The 26,829-nt window shown below is 60.1% G+C and carries 28 protein-coding genes and 1 tRNA gene; 14 read left to right on the top strand and 15 right to left on the bottom strand.

Annotation, left to right across the window (positions count from 1 at the left end; genetic code table 11):
- Positions 1-182 precede the first annotated feature (182 nt).
- Together metK and HCK86_RS21900 are read left to right on the top strand one after the other, a co-directional pair.
- The gene (metK, locus tag HCK86_RS21905; RefSeq protein WP_176086624.1) at positions 183-1,421 is read left to right on the top strand and encodes a methionine adenosyltransferase; all 1,239 of its coding nucleotides are present in this window, start codon (positions 183-185) and stop codon (positions 1,419-1,421) included.
- Between the two features lie 12 nt (positions 1,422-1,433).
- Complete coding sequence (locus HCK86_RS21900; protein ID WP_176086623.1) at positions 1,434-2,138, top strand: tRNA (guanosine(46)-N(7))-methyltransferase TrmB; 705 nt, start codon at positions 1,434-1,436, stop codon at positions 2,136-2,138.
- 19 nt (positions 2,139-2,157) lie between these two features.
- Here HCK86_RS21900 and HCK86_RS21895 read toward each other — a convergent pair whose 3' ends face one another.
- Both HCK86_RS21895 and HCK86_RS21890 read right to left on the bottom strand, forming a co-directional pair.
- Positions 2,158-2,415 (bottom strand): DUF1150 family protein, encoded by a 258-nt coding sequence (locus HCK86_RS21895; protein WP_176086622.1) that lies wholly within the window; start codon positions 2,413-2,415, stop codon positions 2,158-2,160.
- Between the two features lie 63 nt (positions 2,416-2,478).
- Positions 2,479-2,877 carry an Hsp20 family protein gene (locus tag HCK86_RS21890; protein WP_176086621.1) on the bottom strand — a complete coding sequence of 133 codons (399 nt, stop codon included), beginning with the start codon at positions 2,875-2,877 and terminating at the stop codon, positions 2,479-2,481.
- 168 nt (positions 2,878-3,045) lie between these two features.
- On the opposite strand from HCK86_RS21890, the gene HCK86_RS21885 reads away from it, so the two are divergent.
- A complete protein-coding gene (locus tag HCK86_RS21885; RefSeq protein WP_176086620.1) occupies positions 3,046-3,990 on the top strand; it encodes a nucleoside hydrolase in 945 nt (314 codons plus the stop codon).
- 249 nt (positions 3,991-4,239) lie between these two features.
- Here the strand turns inward: HCK86_RS21885 and HCK86_RS21880 are convergent, their stop codons facing one another.
- Positions 4,240-5,139, bottom strand: coding sequence for a ribokinase (locus tag HCK86_RS21880; RefSeq protein WP_176086619.1), 900 nt, complete (start codon positions 5,137-5,139; stop codon positions 4,240-4,242).
- Positions 5,140-5,265: 126 nt separating this feature from the next.
- Entirely contained in the window at positions 5,266-6,462 is a 1,197-nt protein-coding gene (rmuC, locus tag HCK86_RS21875) for a DNA recombination protein RmuC (protein WP_176086618.1), read from the bottom strand.
- Between the two features lie 141 nt (positions 6,463-6,603).
- Here rmuC and def point away from each other — a divergent pair, with 141 nt between their 5' ends.
- The 3 genes from def to truA all read left to right on the top strand — a co-directional run bounded on the left by def (position 6,604) and on the right by truA (position 8,910).
- Positions 6,604-7,119, top strand: a complete 516-nt coding sequence (gene def, locus HCK86_RS21870; protein ID WP_176086617.1) for a peptide deformylase — start codon at positions 6,604-6,606, stop codon at positions 7,117-7,119.
- Between the two features lie 64 nt (positions 7,120-7,183).
- Positions 7,184-8,119, top strand: a complete 936-nt coding sequence (fmt, locus tag HCK86_RS21865) for a methionyl-tRNA formyltransferase (protein WP_246739729.1) — start codon at positions 7,184-7,186, stop codon at positions 8,117-8,119.
- Positions 8,119-8,910 carry a tRNA pseudouridine(38-40) synthase TruA gene (gene truA / locus HCK86_RS21860; protein ID WP_176086616.1) on the top strand — a complete coding sequence of 264 codons (792 nt, stop codon included), beginning with the start codon at positions 8,119-8,121 and terminating at the stop codon, positions 8,908-8,910. Before fmt ends, truA begins: the two co-directional genes overlap by 1 nt.
- Here the strand turns inward: truA and HCK86_RS21855 are convergent.
- From HCK86_RS21855 to HCK86_RS21830, 6 genes are all read right to left on the bottom strand, one after another.
- The gene (locus HCK86_RS21855; protein ID WP_176086615.1) at positions 8,873-9,337 is read right to left on the bottom strand and encodes a hypothetical protein; all 465 of its coding nucleotides are present in this window, start codon (positions 9,335-9,337) and stop codon (positions 8,873-8,875) included. The two genes, truA and HCK86_RS21855, sit on opposite strands and share 38 nt — an antisense overlap.
- Before the next feature lie 76 nt (positions 9,338-9,413).
- Positions 9,414-9,998: a hypothetical protein gene (locus tag HCK86_RS21850; protein WP_176086614.1), complete on the bottom strand. Its 585-nt coding sequence runs from the start codon at positions 9,996-9,998 to the stop codon at positions 9,414-9,416.
- Positions 9,982-11,178, bottom strand: a complete 1,197-nt coding sequence (dapE, locus tag HCK86_RS21845; RefSeq protein WP_176086613.1) for a succinyl-diaminopimelate desuccinylase — start codon at positions 11,176-11,178, stop codon at positions 9,982-9,984. Before dapE ends, HCK86_RS21850 begins: the two co-directional genes overlap by 17 nt.
- Positions 11,179-11,281: 103 nt before the next feature.
- A complete protein-coding gene (gene dapD, locus HCK86_RS21840) occupies positions 11,282-12,133 on the bottom strand; it encodes a 2,3,4,5-tetrahydropyridine-2,6-dicarboxylate N-succinyltransferase (protein WP_176086612.1) in 852 nt (283 codons plus the stop codon).
- A 231-nt stretch (positions 12,134-12,364) separates the two neighbouring features.
- Complete coding sequence (locus HCK86_RS21835) at positions 12,365-13,174, bottom strand: hypothetical protein (RefSeq protein ID WP_176086611.1); 810 nt, start codon at positions 13,172-13,174, stop codon at positions 12,365-12,367.
- A gap of 112 nt (positions 13,175-13,286) precedes the next feature.
- The gene (locus HCK86_RS21830) at positions 13,287-14,009 is read right to left on the bottom strand and encodes a pyrimidine 5'-nucleotidase (RefSeq protein ID WP_176086610.1); all 723 of its coding nucleotides are present in this window, start codon (positions 14,007-14,009) and stop codon (positions 13,287-13,289) included.
- 125 nt (positions 14,010-14,134) lie between these two features.
- On the opposite strand from HCK86_RS21830, the gene HCK86_RS24260 reads away from it, so the two are divergent.
- The 5 genes from HCK86_RS24260 (at position 14,135) to HCK86_RS21810 (ending at position 19,074) form a co-directional block, all read left to right on the top strand.
- Positions 14,135-14,257 carry a hypothetical protein gene (locus tag HCK86_RS24260; protein WP_281409627.1) on the top strand — a complete coding sequence of 41 codons (123 nt, stop codon included), beginning with the start codon at positions 14,135-14,137 and terminating at the stop codon, positions 14,255-14,257.
- A gap of 99 nt (positions 14,258-14,356) precedes the next feature.
- Positions 14,357-15,271: a DMT family transporter gene (locus HCK86_RS21825; protein ID WP_176086609.1), complete on the top strand. Its 915-nt coding sequence runs from the start codon at positions 14,357-14,359 to the stop codon at positions 15,269-15,271.
- Between the two features lie 118 nt (positions 15,272-15,389).
- Positions 15,390-16,877, top strand: a complete 1,488-nt coding sequence (locus tag HCK86_RS21820; RefSeq protein ID WP_176086608.1) for an MFS transporter — start codon at positions 15,390-15,392, stop codon at positions 16,875-16,877.
- A gap of 69 nt (positions 16,878-16,946) precedes the next feature.
- On the top strand, positions 16,947-17,582 hold the full coding sequence (locus HCK86_RS21815; protein WP_176086607.1) for a TetR/AcrR family transcriptional regulator: 636 nt from the start codon (positions 16,947-16,949) through the stop codon (positions 17,580-17,582).
- Positions 17,563-19,074, top strand: a complete 1,512-nt coding sequence (locus tag HCK86_RS21810) for an MFS transporter (protein ID WP_246739728.1) — start codon at positions 17,563-17,565, stop codon at positions 19,072-19,074. The genes HCK86_RS21815 and HCK86_RS21810 overlap by 20 nt, the downstream gene beginning before the upstream one ends.
- Positions 19,075-19,107: 33 nt before the next feature.
- Here the strand turns inward: HCK86_RS21810 and argB are convergent, their stop codons facing one another.
- Positions 19,108-19,995, bottom strand: coding sequence for an acetylglutamate kinase (argB, locus tag HCK86_RS21805; protein ID WP_176086606.1), 888 nt, complete (start codon positions 19,993-19,995; stop codon positions 19,108-19,110).
- Positions 19,996-20,290: 295 nt separating this feature from the next.
- Here argB and HCK86_RS21800 point away from each other — a divergent pair, with 295 nt between their 5' ends.
- A complete protein-coding gene (locus HCK86_RS21800; RefSeq protein ID WP_176086605.1) occupies positions 20,291-20,848 on the top strand; it encodes a fasciclin domain-containing protein in 558 nt (185 codons plus the stop codon).
- Positions 20,849-20,920: 72 nt separating this feature from the next.
- On the opposite strand, the gene yihA is transcribed toward HCK86_RS21800, so the two are convergent.
- The 4 genes from yihA to rpmH form a co-directional block, all read right to left on the bottom strand.
- Positions 20,921-21,580, bottom strand: a complete 660-nt coding sequence (yihA, locus tag HCK86_RS21795) for a ribosome biogenesis GTP-binding protein YihA/YsxC (protein ID WP_176086604.1) — start codon at positions 21,578-21,580, stop codon at positions 20,921-20,923.
- Positions 21,581-21,747: 167 nt separating this feature from the next.
- Positions 21,748-23,547 carry a membrane protein insertase YidC gene (gene yidC, locus HCK86_RS21790; protein WP_176086603.1) on the bottom strand — a complete coding sequence of 600 codons (1,800 nt, stop codon included), beginning with the start codon at positions 23,545-23,547 and terminating at the stop codon, positions 21,748-21,750.
- Entirely contained in the window at positions 23,537-23,950 is a 414-nt protein-coding gene (gene rnpA / locus HCK86_RS21785) for a ribonuclease P protein component (RefSeq protein WP_176086602.1), read from the bottom strand. Before rnpA ends, yidC begins: the two co-directional genes overlap by 11 nt.
- A gap of 16 nt (positions 23,951-23,966) precedes the next feature.
- Positions 23,967-24,107, bottom strand: a complete 141-nt coding sequence (gene rpmH / locus HCK86_RS21780) for a 50S ribosomal protein L34 (RefSeq protein ID WP_141149362.1) — start codon at positions 24,105-24,107, stop codon at positions 23,967-23,969.
- A gap of 346 nt (positions 24,108-24,453) precedes the next feature.
- Between rpmH and HCK86_RS21775 the strand changes: the two genes are divergently transcribed.
- Together HCK86_RS21775 and HCK86_RS21770 are read left to right on the top strand one after the other, a co-directional pair.
- Entirely contained in the window at positions 24,454-25,899 is a 1,446-nt protein-coding gene (locus HCK86_RS21775; protein ID WP_176086601.1) for a HAMP domain-containing sensor histidine kinase, read from the top strand.
- A gap of 224 nt (positions 25,900-26,123) precedes the next feature.
- Positions 26,124-26,200 (top strand) — tRNA-Arg (locus HCK86_RS21770).
- Positions 26,201-26,829: the final 629 nt, after the last annotated feature.

Here is a 26,829-nt window from a genome sequence, read left to right as displayed (position 1 = left end):
TTGCGAAAAGGCAGCCTCCGGGCTGCCTTTTTGCGTTTCGGGACGCCGCATTTCCGCGGTGAGCCATGCGTTCACAGCAAGGCTGCTTATCCGCATAAAGACATATTTATATTGTTGTGTCCTTGTCATTTGCTGGTGAAGTGTCTAACAAAATCAAGCTAATTTCTATGTGGGGAATCCCGATGCGCAGCAATTATCTCTTTACCAGTGAATCCGTCTCCGAAGGGCATCCGGACAAGGTCTGTGACCGCATTTCAGACGAGATAGTCGATCTCGTATATCGCGAAGCCACCAAGACAGGCGTCGATCCCTGGAAAGTGCGCATTGCCTGCGAGACGCTGGCCACCACCAACCGCGTTGTGATTGCCGGCGAGGTTCGTCTGCCCGAAAGTCTGATGAAGAAAGACAAGAATGGCAACGAGGTCGTCAATCCGTCGCGATTCAAGTCGGCGGCACGACGGGCGATCCGCAATATCGGCTATGAACAGGATGGCTTCCACTGGAAGAATGTGCGCATTGACGTGCTGCTGCATGCCCAGTCCGCCCATATCGCACAAGGCGTCGACAATGCTTCTGACCGCCAGGGCGATGAAGGTGCCGGCGACCAGGGCATCATGTTCGGCTTTGCCTGCCGCGAAACGCCGGAGCTGATGCCGGCGCCGATCTATTATTCGCACCGTATCCTGCAGACCCTTGCCGATGCCCGCAAGGCCGGCGAGGGCGAAGTTGCCAAGCTTGGACCCGACGCCAAGAGCCAGGTCACGGTCCGTTACGTCGATGGCAAGCCGAGCGAGGCCGTTTCCATCGTTCTGTCGACGCAGCATCTCGATGAGAGCTGGGATTCAGCCAAGGTCCGCAGCGTTGTCGAACCCTATATCCGCGAAGCGCTGGCGGACCTGCCAATTGCCGAAGACTGTGTCTGGTATGTCAACCCGACCGGCAAATTCGTCATTGGCGGTCCTGATGGTGATGCCGGCCTGACGGGCCGCAAGATCATTGTCGATACCTATGGCGGCGCTGCTCCTCATGGCGGCGGTGCCTTCTCGGGCAAGGATACGACCAAGGTCGACCGTTCGGCGGCCTATGCGGCGCGTTATCTTGCCAAGAATGTCGTTGCTGCAGGGCTTGCAGACAAATGCACCATTCAGCTTTCCTATGCCATTGGCGTGGCGCAGCCGCTGTCGGTCTATGTCGACCTTCACGACACAGGCAAGGTGGATGAGGATGCGGTCGAGAAGGCGATCCGTCAGGTCATGGATCTGTCGCCATCGGGTATCCGCCGTCACCTGTCGCTGAACAAGCCGATCTATGCTAAAACATCCGCCTATGGCCATTTCGGCCGCAAGGCCGGCCGCGACGGCTCCTTCTCCTGGGAGAAGCTTGATCTGGTCAAACCGCTGAAGCTTGCACTGAAGAGCTGACGGACACGGATGATGACGGACGAAGCCGAGTTTGGTGACCGCCAGGGCAAGGCCTTTTTCGGGCGGCGCAAGGGCAAGCCCCTGCGCGCCCGTCAGGCGCATAATCTGGAGGAGATGCTGCCGCATTTCGCGCTGGATCTCGCGTCCGATGCGCCTGATGACCTGAGGGCTCTTTTCCCCGAAGGCACCACTCAGATCCGGCTTGAGATCGGTTTCGGCGGCGGAGAGCATCTTGCCCACCGCGCCGCCGAGTTTGCGCATACCGGTTTCATCGGCGTTGAGCCCTTCGTCAATTCGATGGCCAAGCTGCTCGGCACGATCGAGCAGCAGGGGCTGACCAATATCCGCCTGCATGACGATGATGCGGTCGAAGTGCTGGACTGGATGCCGGACGGCAGTGTTGATCACATTGATCTTCTCTATCCCGATCCCTGGCCGAAGAAGAAACACTGGAAGCGCCGTTTTGTCTCCGCAGCCAATCTCGACCGGTTCCATCGGGTGTTGAAGCCCGGCGGGCGCTTCTGTTTCGCTTCCGATATCGATACCTATGTCAACTGGACGCTGCTCCATTGCCGAAAGCATGGCGGTTTTGCCTGGCAGGCGCGTGAGGCGCAGGACTGGACGTCACCCTATGACAACTGGCCGTCGACGCGTTACGAGGCAAAGGCACGCCGTGAAGGCCGCAAAAGCGCCTATCTGACCTTTTTGAAGGTGTGAGAAAAACGGTTGCTTCCGTTCAGTGCAGCGTGACGGTGCGGATATCGTCTTCCATGGCCTTGAAGAAGATGCTGGCGCGGTTCTCGGTGAGAAGCAGCGGCGTTCCATCGGCGGCAAACAGCGCCCAGAGCGTGGCATCGGCACGGATATTCACGGCTTCAGGAAAGCTTGCCAGCGCCTCGCTGCGGCCGAGCTGGCGGAAGTAGCATAATTCACCATTGCCGAGTGCTGCAAAAATCTCTGGATCTCGGGACCAGTCGGCAATCTTGAGGCTCATGTCATTCTCCGGCGCATCAGGCATTGTCTGCGCGGCTGTTTCAGGCTTTAGCCGCGATTAACCTTAATCTGAAACGGAAATGTTAATTTTCCGTACGTCTGCGGGGCGGCGCGCGATTTCTATGGCGAGAAGACCGTTTTGCAGGCTTGCGCGGGTGACTTCCATGGCCTCTGTCAGAAGAAAAATCCGCCGGAACTGCCGCCCGGCGATGCCGCGATAGAGAAAGTCGCCATCAGGCTTGTCGTCCTGGCTGCCGCGGATCACCAGCTGATGCCCTTCCGTCGTGACATCCAGCTCTTCCGCCTCGAAACCCGCCACGGCGACCGTGATGCGCAGATAGGCGCCTGCGCCATGCAGATATTCGATGTCGAAGGGGGGGTAGCCGCCGCTGCCGCGCGACAGCGCAGCAAGCATCTCGCTGGTCATATCAAGCGGGTCGAGTCTGAGATCTATGCGTGCCATCTTCACTTCCTTTGACTGTCGACCATATGGTTTTTTCGGATCCGGATCGCAAGCCCTGACCGTCCCACCCAGCCGCATGGCAGCTTGACAAGAATTGTGGCAGGCTCCAAGCCTTGTTTTTTCATCAATGGCAATCAGCCGCAGCTCCTCAAGAAAAAGAAGGAACCCATGAGCAAGGCCCGTAATATCATCATCGATACCGATCCCGGACAGGACGATGCAGCCGCAATTCTGCTGGCACTCGCCAGTCCCGAGGACATTTGCGTGCTCGGCATTACCGCCGTCGCCGGTAACGTTCCGCTCAGTCTGACCGAGCGCAACGCCCGTATCATCGCCGAGCTTGCCGGGCGTAGCGATGTGCCCGTCTTCGCCGGCTGCGACCGGCCGATTGCCCGCCCGCTGGTCACGGCGGAACATGTCCATGGCAAGACCGGGCTCGATGGACCGGATCTGGCCGAGCCGACCATGCCGCTTCAGCCACAGCATGCGGTGGATTTCATCATCGAGACGCTGCGGAACGAACCCGCCGGTACGGTAACGCTTTGCCCGCTGGGGCCGCTGACAAACATCGCCACCGCCTTCAAAAAGGCACCCGACATTGTCGAACGGGTTCAGGAAATCGTGTTGATGGGCGGCGGCTATTTTGAAGGCGGCAATATCACGCCCGCCGCCGAGTTCAACATCTATGTCGACCCCGAGGCTGCCGATATTGTCTTTTCGGCGGGGGTACCGCTGGTGATGATGCCGCTTGATGTGACCCATCAGTTGCTCTGCCTCAAGTCCCGTGTTGACAAGATTGCCGCTATCGGCCGGCCGGCTGCGACGGCAATGGCGGAGATGCTGCTGTTCTACGAGCGCTTCGATGTCGAGAAATATGGTTCCGACGGCGGACCGCTGCATGACCCGTCGGTGATTGCCTATCTGCTCAAGCCGGAACTTTTCTCCGGTCGTTTTTGCAATGTCGCGATCGAGACCCAGTCTGAACTGACGCTTGGAGCAACGGTCGTCGACTGGTGGAAGGTCACCGATCGCAAGCCGAACGCCACGGTTATCGGCAAGGCCGATGCCGATGGCTTCTTCGCGCTGCTGACCGAGCGTCTGGCGCGGCTATAGAGCGCCGTGTGTCCTTCTGGACGCACCGGGACTCTCTATCTTGTTGAATCTACGCATCGGCTTATTTGCCGCAGTCGCGCGAGGCGCTGTGGACCGAGACAACGAAACCGGCGAAAAGCGCCGGTTTCTTTTTGGCGCCAGGGCATAATCCGACCGGCGCGAGGTGAGGCTCAAGAGGTTCATGTGGTCAGGACAGATGGGGCATGGGGGGGGCGATCTGATCCAGCACCCCGAACCGCGCTTGCGGCTTCAGAGCCGTGCGTCGATGTCGCTCGCGACCGGTATTGAGGGCTGGGCGCCGGGCTTCAGGCAGGCCAGTGCTCCGGCAATGGCGGCACGGTGCGCCGCGGCGGCAAAGTCGAGACCGGCATCGAGGCCGGCGGCAAGATAGCCGCAGAAGGTATCGCCGGCGCCAACCGTGTCCACGGCCTCGATCTTCATGCTGTCAATACGATGAAAAACGCCATTTTCCATGGCGATGACGCCTTCGGCCCCAAGCGTGATCACCACGGTCTGGCCGGTTTCATCGTGATAGGATTTCAGCACGTTGATCCGACCTTCGCTGCCAAGCGCATCGGCTCCGGTCAGAAGCTCGAATTCCGTTTCATTGGCAATGACGATATCGGCCAGGCGGCCAAGCTCGGCAGCCTCGGCCGTCAGCGGGGCGGTGTTGAGGACGGTCCTGATGCCCTTGTCGCGTGCGGCTGCCAGGGCTGTGCGAATTGACGCGGCCGGGATCTCGAGCTGAAGAAGCAGCGTATCGCCGGGCGCCATGGCGTTGACCGCTGCCAGTGCATCGTCTTGCGTCAGCGTGCCATTCGCGGCGGCATTGATGACGATGACATTCTCTCCATCGCCGCCAACCAGGATCATTGCCGTGCCCGTGGGGCCGGCGACATGTTTGGTTGCCGAAAGATCGACGCCTGCATCAGCCAGAAGGGCGGTCGCAGCGTCTGCGAATTCGTCCGTTCCGACGGCCCCTGCCATCCTGACCGTCGCACCGGCCCGGGCGGCAGCAAGTGCCTGGTTGGCGCCCTTGCCCCCCTGAGCGGTGTAGAAGCTCTTGCCGGTCACGGTTTCGCCTGGCTCGGGCAACCTGTCTGTGGTGGCGATCAGGTCCATATTGATGGAACCGAAGACAGTGATCATCGCGCGTCCTTTCATCGAAGGTCGTTAGGCGCGGCGCCTGGCAATGAGAGCGGGCCGCTGCATGGATGCCGCCATCAATGGCCGATTGGCAGGCATCTGTCCAGATTGCGATGATGGTGCTGCAGCTCAATCCTCCTCAACGATGCGCAGCTTCAGTTTTCCCTGCTCCGACAAGGGGTTTGAAGGTGATGCCGCTTCGTCGCCGCCATCCACGTTCTTTTCGAATTCGAGGCCGCCGATACGTTCGCCGCGGCGCAGGATCTTCGCCGATGAAATCTGGATCTGCTCGACGTCCTGCCGTGCCTGCCCGAAATGGCTCTGCAGCTTGGCAACGCGGTCATTGAGGCGGCCAAGATCGCCGAGGAGATGGGCGACCTCGCTCTGGATCAGATGTGCCTGTTCCCGCATCCGCTGGTCCTTGAGCATCGCCTGGATCACCTGGATCGACAGCAGCAGAAGGGTTGGCGAGACGATGACGACGCGCGCCTGATGTGCCTTTTGCACCAGACCTTCGAATCGCTCGTGGACATCGGAAAAAATCGATTCGGAAGGGATGAAAAGAAAGGCTGTATCCTGGGTCTCGCCCGCGATCAGGTATTTTTGCGCAATGTCGCGGATATGGGTCTCGAAATCCCGGCGAAAACGCTGCGCCTCCTGCCGGACGGCCATATCGTCTTCGGCATCATTCATGGCGTTCCAGGCCTCAAGCGGAAACTTGGCGTCAATCACCAGCGGTGGCATGGCATTGGGCATGGAAATCAGGCAGTCGGGGCGTGTGCCATTGGAAAGACCAGCCTGAAACCGGTAGCTGCCGGCCGGCAGGGCATCGGCGATGATGGTTTCCATCCGCGACTGGCCAAAGGCACCGCGGGTCTGCTTGTTGGAGAGAATGGCCTGCAGTCCGACGACATCTTTGGCAAGCGACTGAATGTTGTTCTGCGCCGCATCGATCACGGCCAGACGTTCCTGCAGCCGGGCGAGATTGGCATGCGTGGCGCGCGTCTGCTCATTCAGCGAGCTGCCGAGCCGCTGCGACAGTCCGTCAAGGCGGCTGCCGAGCGCCTGATTCAGCTCAGCCTGGCGGGTGCCGAACAGTTCTGCCATGGTTGCCATGCGCCCCTGCATCTCGATCTGGCTGCGCATCAGCCCGTTCAGCTGCTCGGCAAGTGCATGGTCCTGGCCGGATCGGTTTCGCCTGCCGGCCAGAAACAGGAAAACGCTGAGAGCAAGCGTCAGCACGCCGATCACCGCGACAGCAAACGGCAAGGCGCCACCAAATGCGCCGGTGAGAGCGGTCAGGAAAGTGTTTGTGCTTTGTTCCATCATGTCAGCCTAGCAGATTTTACTGGAAGATGAAGATCAAATCATGAACAAATTGACGGAAGGTCAATTTCGCCGGCCCTGTTGTGACCCTTCATCATCTTTTCGTTTCACAAGAGCGAAACTTGCGCTATGGGGTGAGCCATGACGACAAAGCCCATGATTATTCTTCCTGACCCGATACTGCGCAAGGTCTCAGCACCTGTGGAGCGGGTCGATGATGAACTGAAAAAGCTTGCCGGCGACATGCTGGAGACGATGTATGAAGCGCCGGGCATTGGCCTGGCCGCCATTCAGGTCGGTGTGCCGCGGCGTATGCTGGTTCTCGATGTCAGCAAGGACGAGAACAAGAAGGAGCCGATGGTCTTCATCAACCCGTCGATCCTTTCGATGTCGGACGACCGCTCCGTCTACGAGGAAGGCTGCCTTTCGATTCCGGATTTCTTCGCCGAGGTCGAGCGGCCAGCCATGGTCACGGTCCGCTACACGGATCTTGACGGCAAGGAGCAGCAGGTGGAGGCGGATGGCCTGCTTGCGACCTGCCTGCAACATGAGATGGATCATCTCGACGGCGTGCTGTTCATCGACTATCTGTCGCGGCTGAAACGTGACCGGGTGATCCGCAAGTTTACCAAGGTGGCGCGCCAGCAAAAGCTTTGAGCCAGCTGGCGGATCCGGCTTCCGGTCGGTTGATGACGGTCTCAGCGAGAAGGAGCTGAAGGCGATGAAAGTAATCTTCATGGGGTCGCCCGACTTTTCCGTACCGACATTGCGTGCGCTGGTCGATGCCGGTCACGAGATTGCCTGCGTTTATGCCCAGCCGCCGCGCGCTGCGGGCCGCCGCGGTCTCGCCGAGGTCAAGACGCCGGTTCATCAGGCTGCCGAACTGCTTGGCCTGCCGGTCCGCACACCATTGAATTTCAAGGCGGAAGAGGATCGCGCCGCCTTCGCTGCGCTCAAAGCCGATGTGGCCGTGGTGGTGGCCTATGGTCTTCTGCTGCCCGAGGCAATCCTGTCCGGCACACGGCATGGATGTTTCAATGGCCATGCCTCGCTTCTGCCGCGCTGGCGCGGGGCGGCCCCGCTGCAGCGCGCCATCATGGCGGGAGACAGCGAGACCGGCATGATGGTGATGAAGATGGACAAGGGGCTCGATACCGGGCCGGTGGCGCTGACCGAGAAGGTGGCGATCACGCCCGACATGACGGCGGGCGCGCTGCATGACCGGATGATGCAGGTTGGCGCCAGGCTGATGGTCAAGGCCATGGCAGCGCTTGAGGCCGGCACGCTTCAGCTTTGCGAGCAGGCGGCGGAGGGAGCGACCTATGCCCGCAAGATCGACAAGGGGGAGACCCGGGTCGATTTCTCACGCCCTGCCGAAGCGGTGCATAATCATGTGCGCGGCCTCTCGCCCTTTCCCGGTGCCTGGTTCGAGACCGCTTTTGCGGATGGCAAACCCGAGCGCGTGAAACTGCTCGAAACCCGGCTTGCCACCGGATCCGGTCCTGCCGGCACAGTGATCGATGCCGAGGCCGGCATTGTCGCCTGCGGTACGGGCGCCGTAGCGCTGGCGCGGCTGCAGAAGGCAGGCGGCAAGGCGCTTGATGCCGAAGCGTTTCTGCGCGGCCATCCCTTGCCCAAGGGCACGGTGCTCGGCTGATGCCACGCTATCGCATGACCGTCGAATATGATGGCACTCCCTATATTGGCTGGCAGCGCCAGGACAATGGCCGCTCGGTGCAGGGCGCGCTTGAGGGGGCGGTTCTCTCGCTGACCGGCGAGACCGTCAGCATTCGCGGGGCCGGACGGACCGATTCGGGCGTGCACGCGCTCGGTCAGGTCATTCATCTCGATCTTCAGCGCGACTGGAGCCCGTTCCAGCTGCTCAATGCGCTCAATGCGCATCTGCGCCTTGCCGCAGAGACGGTGTCAGTGACGGAGGTCCTTGTCGCCGATCCGGATTTCAATGCGCGTTTTTCCGCCATCAAGCGACATTATCTCTACCGCATTCTCAATCGCCGGGCCCATCCCGCTCTGGAGGCAAAGCGGGCCTGGTGGGTGCCGAAACCGCTGGATCACGAGGCGATGCATGAGGCCGCCCAGCAACTGGTCGGCCACCACGATTTCACCACCTTCCGCTCCGTTCACTGCCAGGCCAAGTCACCCATGCGCACGCTTGACCGCCTGGATGTCACGCGCAATGGCGAGGTGATCGAGATCCGCGCCTCGGCCCAGAGCTTTCTGCATAATCAGATCCGCTCCTTTGCCGGTACGCTGAAACTGGCTGGCGATGGCAAGATGAGCGCTGCCGATGTGCGCGCGGCACTGGAGGCGCGGGACCGCAGGGCCTGCGGCCCTGTCGCCCCGCCGGAAGGGCTCTATTTCATGAAGGTCGATTATCCGGCAGACCCGGTCACAGCGTCGAGACCGACTGACCGGCAACACAGCTGATCGCCGATTGCGGCGGCTGGGCGATCTGGCTCGCAGCCATGGCGCGCTCCTGCTGCGACGGGCAGATTGGCCGGACGATCGACGTATAGCCCTTCTTGTCCAGGCACCGATTGATCACGCGTGAGCGCAGCGCCGCATTTGTGTCGTGGCTCTCGCTGGTCACGGGGGTGACGTAGCCGCCCACTTCGGTGCAGTAGGTCCTGTCATTCTTGTCCTGGCAACTGACATAGCCCGGTACGGAATAGCCGCCCGAAATCTCGGTGACCATGTTCTGCGGTACTTCCTTCAGTGCCTCGATCATGCACTGATCATAGGCCTCCTGCCGCTGCTCGCGGGTGCTGCCTTCTTTGTAGAGAACATTGATCGGCCCGGCCTGGCAGGCAGCGAGCAGCAGGCAGACAAGAAGCGGCTGAACAGGCTTCGACATGCTAAATTCCCCTCAGAATATATGCCCGAGATTTATCGCCATGATTGCACTTGTCAAGCATGGGCTCCCCCCCGGCTCAGCCGCCAAGCATGTAGCGCGTTCCGAGATCACTGATCACCAGTGTGGTGACGACCGAGGCCAGGATCGTTGCGGCGGTGGGCAGCGGCCGGTCGTCAAGAAGAACGTAGAAGAGCCTGATTTCAAAAAGAAAAGCGCCGAAGATAACCACCTGGAGCAGGATGATTAGGGGCACGAGAAACGCCGGGCCGAGCAGCGCGATGGCGATGATGAGAACGGCGGCGACAACATTGACCGGCACGCTTAACCAGTTGGAGGCGATAACGATGCGGAAGAAGGCCTTCGCCTGGCCGGAGAAATGACAGACAAGCGCGATTGCCACCAGAGGAACAATCCAGCTGACAGCCTGGATCAGGATCGTGCGAAACACGAGAAGACCGGTAAAGGCCACGCCGTTTCCGGCACTGTCGGTCAGGCTCAGAAGGCTCGAGAGAACCATGAAGGGCAGGCAGATGACAAAAGCCCAGAAGGAACGCCGGAAACCCCGTTCGGTAAAATCAAGATAGTGATAGGCGGTGGCGCTGCCCTTGAAGAGCAGCCACAGGCCTTTGAGATAAAACCGGATTTCAGCGATTGTCGGCAAGCTCAAACCACCTGTCGATGAAGGTCTCGTAGATTTGCGTCAGACTTTCGAGGTCGGACAATGCGACATGCTCGTCGATCTTGTGCATGGTCTGGCCGACAAGGCCGAATTCCACGACGGGGCAATAGTCCTTGATGAAGCGGGCATCGGATGTGCCGCCTGTTGTGGAGAGCTTCGGGATATTGCCGGTCACGGTCTCAATCGCCGCGGCCAGACTGCCGGCAAGCCGGTTGTCGCGCGTCAGGAAGACCTGGCTGGTCCGGCCGAGCCATTCAATCGTGTAATCGGCGCTGATGCCCTCAGGCCTGAGCGGCGCATCGGCAAGGGCGCTGTCGAGGCGGGCGATGATCTCGGCCTTCAGGCTTTCCTCGTTCCAGCGATCGTTGAAGCGGATGTTGAAGACCGCGCTTGCCGCCTGCGGGATCACATTGGTCGCGGGGTTGCCGGTATCGACCGAGGTGATCTCGAGATTGGAGGGCGGGAAGTCTTCGCTGCCCGCATCAAAGGGGGTGCCCATCAGCGCGGTCATCACAGCCGCCATGCCACGCAAGGGATTGTCGGCGAGATGCGGATAGGCGACATGGCCCTGTTGTCCGATGACGGTGACCCGGCCGGAGAGCGAGCCACGACGGCCGATCTTGATCATGTCTCCGAGCGTGTCCGGATTGGTCGGCTCGCCGACAAGGGCGCCATCCCATGTTTCGCCGCGCGCGGCCGCCCACTGCAGAAGCTTGTCGGTACCGTTGATCGAGGGACCTTCCTCGTCGCCGGTGATCAGCAGTGAGACCGAGCCGGGCAGGGGGCCATGACGGTCGATGACGCGGGCAAGGGCTGCAACGAAGCAGGCGATGCCGCCCTTCATGTCAACGGCGCCGCGGCCATAAAGCCTGCCATCGGCAATCTCGGCAGCAAAGGGCGGGTGGGTCCAAGAGGCCTCCGCGCCTGGCGGAACGACATCGGTATGTCCGGCAAACATCAGATGCGGACCTTCAGAACCGAGACGGGCATAGAGATTTTCCACATCCGGCGTGCCGGGTGTGGTCTCGACCATGCGCGTCACGTCAAAGCCGAGCGGGCTCAGCATTGTCTCGAGGGCGGTCAGTGCGCCGCCTTCGGCCGGTGTTACCGACGGGCAGCGGATCAGAGCGGCGAGATTTTTGACGGGATCTGTCACGGTCATGCGTTCAATCTGGTAGCTGACTTGCGGAAGCGGTTCTGTTTAGCCCTTTCAGTCTGCCTGAATTGGCTGAGACTGAAAGGGCAAAAGCCGGAAAGGCCGTGGTTTAGTCGCGCAGCAATTCGTTGATGCCGGTCTTGGAGCGGGTGCGCTCGTCGACGCGCTTGACGATCACGGCGCAGTAGAGACCAGGGCCAGGCTGGCCATTGCCCATCGGCTTGGCGGCAGGCAGCGTGCCGGCAACCACGACCGAATAGGGCGGAACTTCACCATAGGTGATCTCGCCGGTGGCGCGGTCGACGATCTTGGTCGACTTGCCGATGAAAACACCCATGCCGAGAACCGAGCCTTCGCGCACGATGCAGCCTTCAACCACTTCGGAACGGGCGCCGATAAAGCAATTGTCCTCGATGATGGTCGGGCCGGCCTGCATGGGTTCCAGCACGCCGCCAATGCCGACACCGCCGGACAGGTGAACATGCTTGCCGATCTGGGCGCAGGAGCCGACGGTTGCCCAGGTATCAACCATTGTTCCTTCATCGACATAGGCGCCGAGATTGACAAATGAGGGCATCAGCACGACGCCGGGAGCGATATAGGCCGAGCGGCGGACGACGGCGTTCGGCACGGCACGGAAGCCGGCGGCGCGAAACTGGTTTTCGCCCCAGTTGTCGAACTTGGAGGGAACCTTGTCCCACCAGGTGGCATTGTCCGGTCCGCCCTTGACGACGTCCATGTCGTTCAGCCGGAAGGACAGCAGCACCGCCTTCTTGAGCCACTGATTGACCTTCCATTCGCCGCCTTCAAGCTTTTCTGCCACGCGGGCTTTGCCGCCATCGAGCAGGTTCAGCGATTCCTCGACTGCTTCACGAATTTCGCCCTTGGTGCTGATGGTCACTTCGGCGCGGTTTTCGAAAGCGGCCTCGATCGTGTGTTCAAGTGCGGTCAGGTCGGTCATCTCAATTCCTTTGTTGTCATGCAGGCAGGCTGGACCGCAATTCGTTCCGAACGCGCGGTCTCACTGCTTCGGCCGTTGAAATCGGTCTAAGCGAGGCTCGGCGATGCGTCAATCTTCGCCCGCAAACGGTGACGGCAAAAAGCTCATCCTTTTGACCGGCGTCACGGAAAAACCGCGCTTTCACAAGAAAGGCGCGGTTTTCCTGTTCTGGGTGCTCTTGGCACCGTCGTTTCAGTGCCAGGGCCTGTCGGGAAGATCATCAACGGTGATGACAAGATCGCCATTGCTGTCGAGACGGGCGAACATGGCATCGCCAAGTGCCATGAACTCCTCCTTGCTGACCTGGCCGGAGCGGTCAACATCGGCACGGGCAAAGAAGATATGCCCCATCATGGCGTGATGGTGCTGCTTCATCCCGTCATGATCATCTGGCGCCATCGGATGCATGGTCCCCGGGCCGAAGCCGCCCATGCCGCCATGATGCCAGCCGCGCTGCGGATATCCGCGTTCATCGCCATCGGCCATCATCATGCGGTGCGGCATATGGGCGCCGGGCGGTGGCATGCCATCCGGGCCGGCGCCGCGCCTGGCCATCATCCCGGACGGCGGCGGCGGTGGCATGGTCGCGTCAGCCTGCTGGTCTGCTGCAGGTGGCGGCGGCGTGCCCTCAGCGGGGGGCGCTGCGTCGGCGGTCGCCTTGTCTGTGCCATCTGAGATGTTGGGTCCCGGTTTCGGATGGGCATCACGGAAGGCCTGTCTCTGTGCCTTGCGATAGTCGGAAAACTCACCAGGCGTGATCACGCCATCGCCATTGGCATCGATCTTGGCGAAGGTCGCGGCGCGCCAGGCATCCATTTCATCCTTGGTGATCTGGCCATTCTTGTCGGTATCGGCATTTTTCAGGAGAAAGATAAAGGCCTCATCCTGCCTTTGCGGGCTGATGGCGCGCTCTGTTCCCTGGTCGGCAAAGCCCGGCAGGGTCAGCGCCCCAAGGGCGGCGGTAGCAAGAAAGGCAGTGAAGGCAAAACGTTGCGCATTCATCGACGGTTTCCTCTTCGGTTTCCTCTCGGCATCATCACGTTAGAGCTGCGGGCGAGGTCCCGCCAATTAAGGTTTGGAAAGGTAGACTTACGCTTCACTCATTCACGGATTCTTAACCATGACTGACAAGCTGCGCCACGGCGCCGACGAAGCCTGCGAGGTTGTCGGTCAGATAGTCGATATGGTTGGTATCGCCGGTCGCACGCTCAAAGGCCTGGGATGAGCCGTAATCGAGGTTCTGCGGAACGACAAGAACCGTGGTCATGCCAAGTGCCTTGGGCTGGGCGAGATTGCGCGGCAGATCCTCGAACATGGCGGCGTGGCGAGTATCGATGCCGCTATTGCTGAGAAAGGCGGCATAGGCGGCTTCAGCTGGTTTCGGAACGAAATTGCTGGCGGCGATATCGAAAACACGGTCGAAATCATCGAGAATGCCGAGTGCGGCCGCGGTCTTTTCGGCATGGGCGACGGAGCCATTGGTGAAAATATGCTTGCGGCCGGGCAGGGCCCTTATCGCTTCGCCCAGCGCCGGATTGGCGGGTACGACCGAATAGTCGATGGCATGTGCCTTTTCGAGGAAATCATTCGGGTCGATGCCGTGATGGATCATCAGGCCCTGGAGCGTTGTTCCGTGATCGCGGTAATAGTCCTTCTGCAGCCGGCGCGCGGCCACAGGGTCAAGCTGCAGCAGCGCCGCCACATAGGCGGTCATGTTGCGGTCGATCTGGGCGAAAAGATTGATCTCGTGCGGATAGAGCGTGTTATCGAGATCGAAGACCCAGTCTTCAATATGGGCGAAATCGGCTTTGGCCGGCATTTTTGCAAGATCTGTCATGGTTCCCAGTTATGGCAGAGGCCGACGAATTGGAAAATGCCAATTTTCAACCGCCCGCAGCCTTGCGGCACGGCGTCGCATCTTGCACCTTTTGCGGATCGGCAAAAGCTGATAGGAAAGATGTCATGTCCAAGCTCACGCGCACAGCAGAATGCGGAATTACCTGCGTCGTCCTGCACGACCGCAGACGCATGCCGCAGCGCTTTGCCGCCTTTTTCACCGGCTCCAGCCACGGTCGTCTTGTCTGATCGCTGATTGCCGCCTGTCTGGCGGCTCTTTTCGTTCGACCGATGATGATCCGGCCGCATTGAAGGCGGTGCGGATGGCTGAATAGCAAGGACTTTCCCATGGAATTATGGGTCATTATCACGCTGGGAAGCGCATTTCTGCAGAATATGCGCTCGACCCTGCAGAAATACCTGAAGGGCCGGATGGCCACTTTGGGAGCAACCTTCACCCGCTTCGGCTTCGGCCTGCCTTTCGCGCTTATCTACCTCTTCGTGCTGGCCGGACCGCTCGCCCGTCCGGTGCCATCGCTGAACGCAACCTTTGCCGTCTGGGCGCTTGTCGGTGCCTTTGCGCAGATCGCTGCGACCTTTCTGCTCGTCTATATGTTCTCCTTTCGCAACTTTGCCGTCGGCACGGCTTATTCGCGGACCGAACCGGCGCAGGCGGCGGTTATCGGCTTTGTGTTTCTTGGCGACCGGATTTCCACCGGTGCGGTCATCGCCATCCTGATCTCGATTGCCGGTGTGGTGCTGATCTCGCTTTCGCGCAGCGCACTCAGCGTGAAAGCGATTGCCGGTGCGGTTTTCTCGAGAACCGCGGCGATCGGCATCTTCTCGGGCACGCTGTTCGGCCTTTCAGCGGTGGCCTATCGTGCCGCCTCGCTGTCGCTTGCGCCAAGCCTGCCTGCGCCTGACAGCATCATGCAGGCCTCTTTCACGCTCGCCATTGTCATCGTGGTTCAGACGGCGGCCATGCTGGCCTGGATGCTGATCTTCGATCGCGGTGAGCTTGTTCGGGTTCTCAAGGCATGGAAACCGGCGCTGGCCGTCGGTTTCGTCGGGGCGACGGCCTCATTCGGCTGGTTTTCTGCGATGACGATGCAGCAAGCGGCAATCGTCAAGGCGGTGGCGCAGGTCGAAATGCTCTTCACCTTTGCGACCTCGGTCTTCATCTTCAAGGAGAAAATCACGAGGGCCGAGCTTTTCGGCTGTCTTCTGATCGTCTCCGGCGTTCTGGCCCTGCTGTTGACCTGATGCCGTCAAGGTTGACTTCACATCGAAGTCTCGCCAAAGGATAGAAAGGGGAAATTGACGGGTGACAGGCAAGATCTTGGTCTGTCACCTGCGACACGAAGTGCCAGGGGGGCGCCAAATGCCGACAGCTCAACCGCAAGCGACGAAGGGCTATCCCGGACGCTGGGTGGCGATGGGCGTGCTGATTGCCGCCGCCTTCATGAACCTGCTTGATGCGACAATCGTTAATGTGGCGCTGCCGGTGATCCAGAAGGATCTCAACGCACATTCTAGTTCGATCGAATGGATCGTTGCCGGTTATGTCCTGGTTTTCGCGCTGGCGCTGATGCCCTGCGGGCGGCTGGGCGACATCTATGGCAAGAAAGAGATGTTTCTCGGCGGCGTAGGCTTTTTCACGCTGTCATCGGCCCTGTCCGGCGTCGCGCCCAATATTGAGTTTCTCATCGTCGCGCGGCTGATGCAGGGGCTCGGTGCCGCCATCATGGCGCCCCAGGTTCTCTCGCTGGTGCAGGATATGTTTGTGTCGAAAGAGCGTTCGGCCGCGCTTTCCATGTTCGGCATCACCAGCGGAATTGCCATTGTCAGCGGGCCGCTGATCGGCGGCTGGCTGATTGCGGTCAATGTCTTTGATATGGGCTGGCGCTCGATCTTCTACATCAATGTGCCGGTCGGCATTGTTGCCGTGATTGCCGGCAGCGTGCTGATCCCGCGCTTTCCCGGGCAACGCACGCTCAGGCTCGACAAGCCGGGCGTGCTGATTGTCGCGCTTGCCTTTCTGTTCCTGATCTTTCCCCTGGTCGAGGGGCGCCGGTATGACTGGCCTTTCTGGACCTTCGTGATGCTTCTGGCCTCGCTGCCGCTGTTTGCTGGATTTTACGTCTGGGAGACGCATCGGGCGAAGGCCGGACGGGAGCAGCTGCTGCCCGTGTCGCTGATGCACAACCATGCCTATCTGCTGGGCGGGGTCATTTCCTTCCTGTTTTATTCCACGCCGGCCGGTCTGTTCATGACTTTTGCGATCTTTCTGCAGCAGGGATTCGGCTTCACGCCGCTGGAGGCCGGTCTTGCCACCATTCCCTTTCCGCTCGGCGCCTTCATGGCTGCCTTCAGCAATCGCAGGCTGTCCGACAATTTCATGAAAGGGCGCATTCTCATCGGTGCGGCACTGATGACGTCGGGGCTGGCGCTGATACTGTTCATCGTCTGGCGCCATTCCGGCACACCCGGTGTCTTTACCTTTGCGCCCGGTCTGCTGATCGGTGGCTTTTCGCTCGGCTTCACCGTCTCGCCGCTGTTCCAGTCGATGCTGGCAGATGTCCCTGGCCCTGACGCGGGATCGGCTTCGGGGGCACTGCAGGCGATCCAGCAGGCGGGAAGCGCGCTCGGCATTGCCATTGCCAGCCAGCTCTTCTTTGCCACGATTGCCACCCGACAGGCCGCAGGTGCCGCAACTGAAGATGCCTATGTTGCCGGCTTTACCGCCTGCCTGACCTATATGGTCGCCGTGACTGCGGCGGTGTTTCTCGCCGCCTGGTTCCTGCCAGCCGTCCGCCCCGGTCAGCAGCCGGGCAATGAAGATGGTGAGGCGGGGCTGATGCTGCTCTGAAATCTGCGGTGCCGGCGGGCCGGCTTTGCGTCTTGACAAGTAAGCGATTACCAATCAAGTGATTGATTGATGGAAAAGCAAACGGTCAGACATGAAGCGGGTGAAGAGCGGCGGCGTGAGATTGCGCTCGCGGCCCGGTCGCTGATTGCCGAACGCGGCCTTGAGGGGCTGAGAACCCGCGCGGTTGCCGAGCGGGTCGGCATCAATATTGCGACGCTGCATTATCATGTCAGTTCCAAGGATGGTCTGGTGCAGCTTGTGACCGAGCAGCTGCGCGATGAATTCACCGAAGCGCATCTGCAAACGCTGAAGGCGGATCTGACGCCTCTGGAGCGGTTGCGCGCCGAGTTCGTGGCCTATCAGCAGCTCAGGCAGGGTAATCGCGAACAGATCGCAGCGCTTCTCGAACTGACCCGCCATGCCGCGCGCGATGAAAAGGTCGCGGCCTTTCTGCGGCCGATGCGGAGCCGCTGGCGCGCCCGTTTCGAGGCGATCCTTGAAGCCGGGCGGGAACAGGGGACGTTCCGGGCGGATCTCGATGCTCCGGCCTTCGCAACAATCATTGTCTCCGTGCTGATTTCCTTTGATTCCGACATCGCCGCAACGGGCGGTGCAATAAACATGACGGCCATCTTCACCGCGCTTATTCGTTCGGTTCTGGCACCGTCGTCTGGAGAGAACGTCGATGAACTCTGCCTCGAATGATATGGCACAGCATGAGGCGCAGCCGGAAGCGCTGAAGGGGCGCTGGGCGGCTCTGGCTGTACTGTTATGTGCAAGCTTCATGAATCTGCTGGACGTAACAATCGTCAATGTTGCCCTACCGTCGATCCAGCAGGGACTGAAGGCATCTGACAGTGCGATCGAGTGGATTGTCGCGGGATATGTCCTTGTCTTCGCGCTTGGTCTTCTGCCCTTCGGCCGGCTCGGTGACATTATCGGCCGCCGCCGGATCTTTCTGGTGGGAGTTACGCTTTTCACCATCGCATCCGGTCTTTGCGGGCTTTCGCACACCACTTACCTTCTGGTTGCGGCCCGCTTCTTCCAGGGGCTATCCGCGGCGATCATGACACCGCAGGTTCTGGCGCTGGCGACGGTGATGTTTTCCGCGCATGAGCGCCCGCGCGCCTTCGGCATGTTTGGCATGACGGCAGGACTTGCCACCGTGCTGGGTCCGGTTATCGGCGGATTGCTGATCGATTACAATGTCTTCGGGCTTGGCTGGCGGGCCATCTTTCTGATCAACCTGCCGATCGGCGTCTTTGCCGTGATCGCCGGGCGCCGGCTTATCCCGCATGCGCCGCGCCGTGCCGGCATGCGCAACGACTATCTGGGCATTGTCCTGGTGGCGCTGGCCATGTTCTGCCTGATCTTTCCGCTGGTGGAGGGCCGCAGCTTCGGCTGGCCGCTCTGGTGCTTCGCCATGATGTTTGCCGCTCTGCCGCTTCTGGTGATCTTCATCCTCTGGCAACGCCGTCAGGCCCGCCGCGACGGACCGCAGCTTCTGTCCTTTTCGCTGATGAAAAGCCGCGAATTCGTCGCCGGCGCCGCGATGTCGGTGTTTTTCTTCTCGACCATTCCAGGCTTCTTTTTCTGCATGGCGCTCTTCCTTCAGGTCGGGTTCGAATTCACGCCCCTGCATTCGGGCCTGACAACGGTGCCGTTTTCGATCGGCGTCTTCATTGCCTCCTTCCTGGGAGGAAGGCTTGGGCGCATTCCCTCGAAGCTGAGGGTGATCGGCGGGACCATTGTGCTCGCCGTCGGACTTTTCTGGGTGCGTAATGAAGTGATGAAGATCGGCGACGTCGTTCCCGCGCTTCAGCTTGCCGCACCGCTTTTCGTCTCGGGTTTCGGTCTCGGTGTGGCGATCGCCTCGATCTTCCAGACCATTCTGGCCGGCGTTCCGCATCAGGATGCAGGCGCGGCCTCCGGCGCGCTGCAGGCGGTACAGCAGCTTGGCGGCGCTTTCGGAATCACCATTTCGAGCGGCATTTTTTTCCTTCGGATCGCGACGATGACGGCCGACGGCAGCGGTCCGCATCTGGCCTATAGCGATGCATTCGCCCAGGCGATCATCTACAGCCTGTGTGCCTATGGCGCCGTTGTTCTCCTGGCGCTGCTGCTCAAGGGCGCGCCGGGCAACGGCACGAGGAAAAGTGGTGCCGATATGCGAAAGGCCGCGCCTCAGCTTCACTGAGACGCGGCCTCAAAAGGTCCGGAGCCGATGGTGTCAGCGGGTCATTAAAGTGCCTGCGCCACCCTTGGTCAGAATTTCCAGAAGGACCGAGTGCTTGACCTTGCCGTTCAGGATGACAACGCCTTCGACACCGGCATCGATGGCGCTTATGCAGGTCTCGACCTTCGGGATCATGCCGCCGGAAATCGTGCCGTCCGCAATCAGCTTGCGCGCCTGCTCGACGGTCAGTTCCTTGATCAGCTCGCCATTCTTGTCGAGCACGCCGGGAACATCGGTCAGGAACAGCAGGCGCGTGGCCCGAAGCGCACCGGCAACGGCGCCGGCGAAGGTGTCGGCATTGATGTTGTAGGTATGCCCATCCTTGCCCGGCGCGACGGGGGCGATGACGGGGATCATTTCGGATTTGGCCAGAAGGTCGAGGAGAGTGGTATCGACGCTGACAACCTCACCGACGAAACCGAGATCGAGAACGCGCTCGATATTGGAATCCGGGTCGATCATCGTCTTGCTGGCTTTTTCGGCAAAAACCATATTGCCGTCCTTGCCGCAAAGGCCGATCGCCCACTCGCCGGTCTGGTTGATCAGCGCGACGATTTCCTTGTTGATGGATCCGGCAAGCACCATTTCGACGATCTCGACAGTCGCCTGATCGGTCACGCGCAAGCCGCCTTCAAACTTCGATTCGATGCCAAGGCGCTTCAGCATATTGCCGATCTGCGGGCCGCCGCCATGGACGACGATCGGGTTGACGCCCGACTGCTTCAGCAGCGCAATGTCACTGGCAAAGGCCTGGCCGAGTTCGACATCGCCCATCGCATGGCCGCCATATTTCACGACGATCGTCTTGTTTTCGTATTTCTGCATATAGGGCAGGGCCTGCACCAGAAGCCGCGCCTGAACTTCGCTTTCCGACAATTCCATCAGTGGTCCCTGTCTGTCTAAGGAGGTCGCGGTTTCTTAGCCCATAGCAGCCGCTCTGTGAATAGCGAAGGCGGCAGCAGGTGGCCGTGGGCTGCTCAATCGGACGATTATGCGGGCAGCGAGACCTGAGGATAAAATATATCATTAAGCTAATTCAGCGACTTGGAAAGAAAGTCCGCCTCTTGGTCAATCCTCATGGACCCGGGCGCCGTAGTTACTTGCAAGTCCCTGATCTGGTCGGACGGCCTTTCAGGGGTGACGAAGGAAGTGAGAGACGTCGAAGGAGGACGCAGAAATGAGATCGATGACCCTGAAGAGCCTGGCCGCATCCGCAATCATCGCCATGAGTGCGACAGCAGCATTTGCCGACAATCCGATGGTCGGCGGTGCGGCGATGTATCCTGACAAGAACATCATCGAAAATGCCGTCAATTCGAACGACCACACCACGCTTGTCGCTGCCGTCAAGGCTGCCGGTCTGGTTGATACGCTGGAAGGGCCAGGCCCTTTCACGGTGTTTGCGCCGACCGATGAGGCTTTTGCCGCACTGCCGGACGGGACCGTAGAAACGCTGCTGAAGCCGGAAAACAAGGATCAGCTGGTAAAGATCCTCACCTGCCATGTGGTCGCGGCCGATGCGATGTCATCCGCGATCGAGAAAATGATCGCCGATGACGGCGGTGAACATGATGTGCCGACCGTTGGCGGTTGCGTTCTGAAAGCCAGCGAGATGGACGGAACGATCACGCTGACGGATGAAACCGGCGGCGTGGCTCATGTGACGATTGCCGATGTCGAGCAGTCCAACGGCGTCATTCACGTCATCGACAAGGTTCTCTTGCCGGCGAGCTAAGCCGCGCTTGTCCGTCTGGAACGACAAGGGCCGCTCCCCGGAGCGGCCCTTTTTTTGTGTCTGTGCGGCGGCTCAGAGGCTGACGGTGAGCGCGATGGCTTCACGCAGCGTGTCGAGACCGTCATTCTTTTCCGACGAGGTTGCCAATATTTCCGGATAGGCGGCCGGACGCTTGCGGATCTTTTCCGCTGTTGCCGCCAGAAGCTTGGTGACGGCCGGCGGCTTGATCTTGTCAGTCTTGGTCAGAACGATCTGATAGGAGACGGCGGCCTTGTCGAGCAGAGACAGGACGTCCTCGTCATTGGACTTGATGCCATGGCGGCTGTCGATCAGCACATAGACCCGCTTCAGCGTAGCGCGGCCACGCAGATAATCGAAGACCAGCCGCGTCCAGGCATCGACCTGTTCCTTCGGCGCCTGGGCATAGCCATAGCCCGGCATGTCGACCAGCGCCATGGGTGGCAGATCGTCGCCGGCACCGGAATAGCCATCGGGGACGAAATAGTTCAGTTCCTGCGTCCGTCCGGGCGTGTTGGAGGTACGGGCCAGACCTTTCTGGCGCACCAATGCGTTGATCAGCGATGACTTGCCGACATTGGAACGTCCGGCAAAGGCGATCTCCGGCGGGCCTTCCGGCGGCAGGAACTTCATCGAGGGCACGCCGCGAATGAAGATCCACGGGCGTTCGAACATGCCTTTGGCGTCCGTCGCGTTTGAGGTCTGTGATGTCATCGGGCTTCATCCTCGGGCAAGTCCGGCAAGTGGCAATCACCCTTGCATTGGCAATGACTGAAAAGAATACGCCGGAGCATGACGTTTTGACAGACATGCTCCGGGCGCCAGATTGAAGAAAGCCCCGGTCCTGATCAAGGGGCCGGGGCTTTACTTGGATCAGAGGCTCATTCGGAAGCTGGTTTCTTCCGTTTGATGATGCCCTTCAGATTGTCGAACAGTTCGATCTTGGCGCCGTGGCGCTTCATGATGATGCTCTGCTGCAGGATCGAGAGCGAGTTGTTCCACGAATAGTAGATCACCAGACCTGCCGGGAAGCTGGCCAGCATGTAGGTGAACACGACCGGCATCCAGTTGAAGATCATCGCCTGGGTCTTGTCCGGCGGCGTCGGGTTCATGCGCATCTGGACGAACATGGTGAAGCCCATGATCAGCGGCCAGGCGCCGATATGCAGCGCTGCGGGGACATTGTAGGGCAGCAGGCCGAACAGGTTGAACACCGTGGTCGGATCAGGCGCGGAAAGGTCCTGGATCCAGCCGAAGAACGGTGCATGGCGCATTTCGATGGTGACGTAGAGAACCTTGTAGAGCGAGAAGAAGATCGGGATCTGCAACAGCACCGGCCAGCAGCCAGCGACCGGATTGATCTTTTCCTTCTTGTACAGCTCCATCATGGCCTTCTGCAGGCCCATGCGGTCATCGCCATACTGTTCCTTCAGCTCGGTCATTTTCGGCTGAACGCGCTTCATATTGGCCATGGAGGCATACTGCTTCGAGGCCAGCGGGAAGAAGATCAGCTTGATGATAACCGTGGTGATCAGGATCGCGACGCCGAAATTGCCGACATGGCGATAGATGAAGTCCATCAGCTGGAACAGCGGCTTGGTGATGAAGAAGAACCAGCCCCAGTCGATCATGCGGTCGAAATGAGGAATGTTGTAGCTCTTCTGGTAGCGGTCCAGAACCGGCACTTCCTTGGCGCCGGCAAAGACGCGCGTGGTCAGTTCACCGGTCTTGCCAGCCGCGATCGTGATCGGCTTCACGCCGCTGTAATCGGCCTGATAGCGGGCGCGGCCATCATTGAAATGCGAGAAACGCGTGTCGAAGGCGACATCGGGCTGCGGAATGATCGCAGTGCCCCAATATTTGTCGGTCACGCCAAACCAGCCGCCGGTGGCGTCGGAATAGCTTTCGTTTTCCTTGTCGACGGATTTGTAGGTGTCCTCGGTGACGCCCGCATCCTGGCCGAAGACGCCGAGAAAGCCTTCATGCAGCACCCATGCGCTCGGCTCATCCGGCTTGTTGAACCGGGTGATGCGGCCATAGGGCGAGATGGTGACATCCTTGCTGCTGTCATTGGTGATGCTATCCTTGAAGGTCAGCATATATTTGTCGTCAATGGCGATTTCGCGGTGGAAGGTGAGGCCGGCGTCATTGGTGTAGCTGATGGTGACCGGCGTATCCGGGGTCAGCTTGTCGCCCTTTTCCAGCGTCCAGACGGTATCGGGACCGGGAACCTTGCCGGAGTTGTCGCCCTGGACGAAGCCGAGTTCGGCGAAATAGCCATCCTGCGTGTTGGCAGGGCTGAACAGCGTGACGATCGGGCTCGTCTTGTCCACGGTGACGTGGTAATCCTTGAGCTTGACATCGTCGACGCGCGCGCCGGCCAGATTGATCGAGCCTTCAAGCGAAGGCGTTTCCAGCGGGATACGCGGCGCATTGGCAGTCTGGGTGGCCGTGCTGGTGATCCCCGTACCGCTGCCGTCGGTGGCACCGGAAGAGGCGGAATTGCTGTCGCCCGAAGTCGTGTCGGTTTTCGCCGGCTGCTGGGCGGCCTGTTCGGCGGCGGCCTGCTCCTGTGCTTGCCTCTGGGCTTCGACGCGCGGGCCCATGAAGAAGACCTGCCAGCCCAGCACGATCACCACCGAAAGCGCGATCGCAATGATGTAATTGCGGTTATTTTCCATCTTCTCTTCCTGGTGCAGACACCGTGGAACTTTGTCCGGTTTTCGGCGCCTGACGGACACGTTCCCGCAATGCTGCCGAAAGCTTTTCAAAAGGCGCATTGAGGCTGTCCCGTCGGGCCACTACGACATAATCGCAACCGGGGCGCATTGCAAATCCGGCGTCCAGACGCACGGCTTCTTTCAGGCGTCGACGCATGCGGTTGCGCTCGACGGCATTCCCCTGGCGTTTCGTGACGGTGAAGCCGACCCGGGCTTCTTCGTCCGGTTCATGGCGATCAAGGACTTCCACAAGAAAGTAACGCCCTTTGCGGCGCTCGCCCTTTTGAACAGCCAAAAACTGCGGACGGCTTTTCAGCCGTCCGACAGCATGTTTCTTCAGCTTTTTCGGGTCTGACCCGGCCATAACGGCCTAGAAGGCCTCAGGCCGAAAGACGCTTGCGACCGCGGGTGCGGCGCGCTGCGAGAACGGCACGGCCGCCCTTGGTTGCCATGCGCGCACGGAAGCCGTGGCGGCGCTTGCGGACCAGCTTGGAAGGTTGGTATGTACGCTTCGTCGACATTTGTTTAATACCGCGGTGTGCGGCCCTTCTTGATGTGCTCCTTCAAGGGAGCAGTCAGCGACTTGGTGATTGGCTTGCAGCATCCGCATGCGAAAACGCTTGATAGCGGGCGCTGAAACTGCGCGGCTTATAAGGGAAGCGGTGGCAAAGTGTCAATCTTCGATCTTCCGCCCATGGCCGTGACTCGCCTCTTTTTCGTCATTTCTGTGGTAAAAGTCGGCCCTGTTTCGCAATTTTGAGCGCTTGCGCTAGAATAGCGGTGGTTTTGAACAGGAATGCGCGCGCGATGCATTGGCGACGGGATGATCGGGGAGCGGAGAGCAGACAGCAGGCGGGGCGCCCGGCCATGCCGGGACTGCTTGCCGGGCTTTCGGGCAAGATTCTTGTCCTGACGGTGGCTATCATCATGCTGGCAGCCGTTATTGTCTTTGTGCCATCGGTCGCCGGCATGCGGCTGCGTTATCTTGAGGACCGTCTTGCCTCGGCCGCCGGCGCCGTGACGGTGATTGACGGTCTTCAGCCGCTGACCCTGCCACGCGCATTGCAGGACGAGACGCTGATGGCGACGGGGACCAAGGCGATCGTGCTGCGCAAGGACGGTATGTCGCAGCTCCTTGCCATGGCTGACATGCCGCCCAGCGTCGACCGCCAGTATGATCTCGGCGATGTCGGACCGCTGGAGGCGGTGCTGGATGCCTTTGACGAACTGCTCTTTGGCGGTGACCGAACCATTCGATTCTTCGGCCCTGTCGGCGACAGCGATGCGATCATCGAGCTCGTGACCTCGGATGAGGGACTGAGAACCGCGCTCCTGCATTATGCGCGCAATGTCTTCCTGCTTTCCGTGCTGCTTGCCTCGGTCACGGCGATGCTGATCTATTTCCGGCTCAATGTGCTGCTGGTGCGCCCGCTGCGGCAGCTTGTCGCCAATATGCAGACCTTCTCCGAACAGCCGGAAGCCGCTGAATCGGTGTTTCGGCCGCAGGCGACCGAGGATGAGCTGGGCGTTGCCGGCCGGCATCTGGCCGAGATGCAGTCGGATCTGCAGAAGACGCTGAAGCAGCAGAAGCGTCTTGCCGAGCTGGGGCTTGCCGTTTCGAAGATCAATCATGACATGCGCAACATCCTCTCCTCGGCGCAGCTGATGTCCGACCGTCTGGCAGATGCGGATGACCCGGTCGTCAAGCGGATTGCGCCGAAGCTGCTGCGTGCGATCGACCGGGCCGCCGGCTATTCGCGGGCGGTGCTGTCCTATGGCCAGGCCTCGGAAGCCGAGCCGAAGCGCGGGGCGCTGCGTCTGCGCCTGCTGGTGGAGGACGTGTATGGCTATCTCGGGATCGGCAGCGATGCCGGAATCGACTGGATCAATCAGGTGCCGGATGATCTGGAGGTCGATGCTGATCCTGACCAGCTGTTTCGCGTCATCTTCAATCTTTGCCGCAATGCCACCGAGGCGCTGCGTCAGCAGGCCGCAGACGTGCCGGAGGCGCTGTGCTGTCTGGTCGTGGCAGCGCAGCGGAACGGAACCGTTGTCGCATTGACGGTGGATGATACCGGACCAGGCATGCCGGCAAAGGCGCGCGAGAACCTCTTCGCCGCTTTCCGTGGCTCAGCCCGTTCGGGCGGGACCGGACTTGGGCTGGCGATTGCCCGCGAAATCGTGCTCGCCCATGGCGGCACGATCGCCCTCGTCGAAAAGGCGGGGCAGGGGACGCTTTTCAGGATCGAGATTCCCGACCGTCCGGTTTCGCTGGAGCGCTATCGCAGCAGCTCCGCCGGCAGCTTTCACTGAGCCTCTGCCCGCGGCGCAATATCGGTCCCGGTCGACATTCACATGCTGTGGTGTCTTTCATAAGAGTTTTAAAATCAATGGGTTAGATGCCTCTTTGGCTTCGGTTCTCACATTTGTTTCGGGAAAATGACAAAAAACTTCGCAAAGTCTCTTGCATTCCAAATGCGAAACCCGTAGAAGCCGTCTCGCACCCCGCAGACGACGCGGCGGTCGCAAAAAGGCAAGCACCCGTAGCTCAGCTGGATAGAGCACCAGACTACGAATCTGGGGGTCAGGAGTTCGAATCTCTTCGGGTGCGCCATTTCTCTTTCTCAGCCGAAAATCTGCATCAACACCTTGAACGGCAAGAATAAATCTGCCGGCTGAAGTCCGTTCTCGCCGACTTTTCGGAAAGAGTTCGCAAATGCCGGTTTCAGTGCCATGCCGGGCGCATCGTCATAGGCGCCGGCGGAGCTGGTATTCGCCGTCATTCATGTATCGCCATCAGATCGAATGCGAAATTGCCGCTCTCGCGCTCCAGGGCCTGAACAATGTGGGTCCGCTGTAGCGGCAAGGGTCGCTTGCCTTCGCCGTCCGCTTCGGCGAATCGGGTTGCCGGTTCGTGGGGCATGCAGATGTTGCCCCATGTCCTGATCTGAATGTTGACGGGTGAATATTGCCGGTGACCTGACGGACGCGGGTTACGCCAAGCCGGAGCGGGGCTGGCTCTTCAGGTAAACGATGCCGCGAAATACCCACGTCGTCGGCGCAATTTCGGCGCAATCGACCTGCCTTTTTGCGGAAAATCGTCAGGAACTGAAATGTTACGGCAGATCAACTTGTTCTTATTTGTTTTACAAGTCATGATCATTGCCAATTATACTGCTAAGTGAGGCTCTGGCCGGAGAGCACGCTTTTCTCTTTTCACGATGAGACTTTCCTGTGAGGTAG

Source organism: Martelella sp. HB161492 (assembly GCF_013184775.1).
Taxonomy (GTDB): Bacteria; Pseudomonadota; Alphaproteobacteria; order Rhizobiales; family Rhizobiaceae; genus Martelella.
This window is presented reverse-complemented; position numbering and strand designations above follow the sequence as displayed.

What these genes read in the sequence shown, in the direction of transcription:
- metK (WP_176086624.1), top strand. Translation starts at nt 183, where the DNA reads ATGCGCAGCAATTATCTCTTTACCAGTGAATCCGTCTCCGAAGGGCAT.
- HCK86_RS21900 (WP_176086623.1), top strand. Translation starts at nt 1,434, where the DNA reads ATGACGGACGAAGCCGAGTTTGGTGACCGCCAGGGCAAGGCCTTTTTC.
- HCK86_RS21895 (WP_176086622.1), bottom strand. Translation starts at nt 2,415, where the DNA reads ATGAGCCTCAAGATTGCCGACTGGTCCCGAGATCCAGAGATTTTTGCA.
- HCK86_RS21890 (WP_176086621.1), bottom strand. Translation starts at nt 2,877, where the DNA reads ATGGCACGCATAGATCTCAGACTCGACCCGCTTGATATGACCAGCGAG.
- HCK86_RS21885 (WP_176086620.1), top strand. Translation starts at nt 3,046, where the DNA reads ATGAGCAAGGCCCGTAATATCATCATCGATACCGATCCCGGACAGGAC.
- HCK86_RS21880 (WP_176086619.1), bottom strand. Translation starts at nt 5,139, where the DNA reads ATGATCACTGTCTTCGGTTCCATCAATATGGACCTGATCGCCACCACA.
- rmuC (WP_176086618.1), bottom strand. Translation starts at nt 6,462, where the DNA reads ATGGAACAAAGCACAAACACTTTCCTGACCGCTCTCACCGGCGCATTT.
- def (WP_176086617.1), top strand. Translation starts at nt 6,604, where the DNA reads ATGACGACAAAGCCCATGATTATTCTTCCTGACCCGATACTGCGCAAG.
- fmt (WP_246739729.1), top strand. Translation starts at nt 7,184, where the DNA reads ATGAAAGTAATCTTCATGGGGTCGCCCGACTTTTCCGTACCGACATTG.
- truA (WP_176086616.1), top strand. Translation starts at nt 8,119, where the DNA reads ATGCCACGCTATCGCATGACCGTCGAATATGATGGCACTCCCTATATT.
- HCK86_RS21855 (WP_176086615.1), bottom strand. Translation starts at nt 9,337, where the DNA reads ATGTCGAAGCCTGTTCAGCCGCTTCTTGTCTGCCTGCTGCTCGCTGCC.
- dapE (WP_176086613.1), bottom strand. Translation starts at nt 11,178, where the DNA reads ATGACCGTGACAGATCCCGTCAAAAATCTCGCCGCTCTGATCCGCTGC.
- dapD (WP_176086612.1), bottom strand. Translation starts at nt 12,133, where the DNA reads ATGACCGACCTGACCGCACTTGAACACACGATCGAGGCCGCTTTCGAA.
- HCK86_RS21835 (WP_176086611.1), bottom strand. Translation starts at nt 13,174, where the DNA reads ATGAATGCGCAACGTTTTGCCTTCACTGCCTTTCTTGCTACCGCCGCC.
- HCK86_RS21830 (WP_176086610.1), bottom strand. Translation starts at nt 14,009, where the DNA reads ATGACAGATCTTGCAAAAATGCCGGCCAAAGCCGATTTCGCCCATATT.
- HCK86_RS24260 (WP_281409627.1), top strand. Translation starts at nt 14,135, where the DNA reads ATGTCCAAGCTCACGCGCACAGCAGAATGCGGAATTACCTGCGTCGTC.
- HCK86_RS21825 (WP_176086609.1), top strand. Translation starts at nt 14,357, where the DNA reads ATGGAATTATGGGTCATTATCACGCTGGGAAGCGCATTTCTGCAGAAT.
- HCK86_RS21820 (WP_176086608.1), top strand. Translation starts at nt 15,390, where the DNA reads ATGCCGACAGCTCAACCGCAAGCGACGAAGGGCTATCCCGGACGCTGG.
- HCK86_RS21815 (WP_176086607.1), top strand. Translation starts at nt 16,947, where the DNA reads ATGGAAAAGCAAACGGTCAGACATGAAGCGGGTGAAGAGCGGCGGCGT.
- HCK86_RS21810 (WP_246739728.1), top strand. Translation starts at nt 17,563, where the DNA reads ATGAACTCTGCCTCGAATGATATGGCACAGCATGAGGCGCAGCCGGAA.
- argB (WP_176086606.1), bottom strand. Translation starts at nt 19,995, where the DNA reads ATGGAATTGTCGGAAAGCGAAGTTCAGGCGCGGCTTCTGGTGCAGGCC.
- HCK86_RS21800 (WP_176086605.1), top strand. Translation starts at nt 20,291, where the DNA reads ATGAGATCGATGACCCTGAAGAGCCTGGCCGCATCCGCAATCATCGCC.
- yihA (WP_176086604.1), bottom strand. Translation starts at nt 21,580, where the DNA reads ATGACATCACAGACCTCAAACGCGACGGACGCCAAAGGCATGTTCGAA.
- yidC (WP_176086603.1), bottom strand. Translation starts at nt 23,547, where the DNA reads ATGGAAAATAACCGCAATTACATCATTGCGATCGCGCTTTCGGTGGTG.
- rnpA (WP_176086602.1), bottom strand. Translation starts at nt 23,950, where the DNA reads ATGGCCGGGTCAGACCCGAAAAAGCTGAAGAAACATGCTGTCGGACGG.
- rpmH (WP_141149362.1), bottom strand. Translation starts at nt 24,107, where the DNA reads ATGTCGACGAAGCGTACATACCAACCTTCCAAGCTGGTCCGCAAGCGC.
- HCK86_RS21775 (WP_176086601.1), top strand. Translation starts at nt 24,454, where the DNA reads ATGCCGGGACTGCTTGCCGGGCTTTCGGGCAAGATTCTTGTCCTGACG.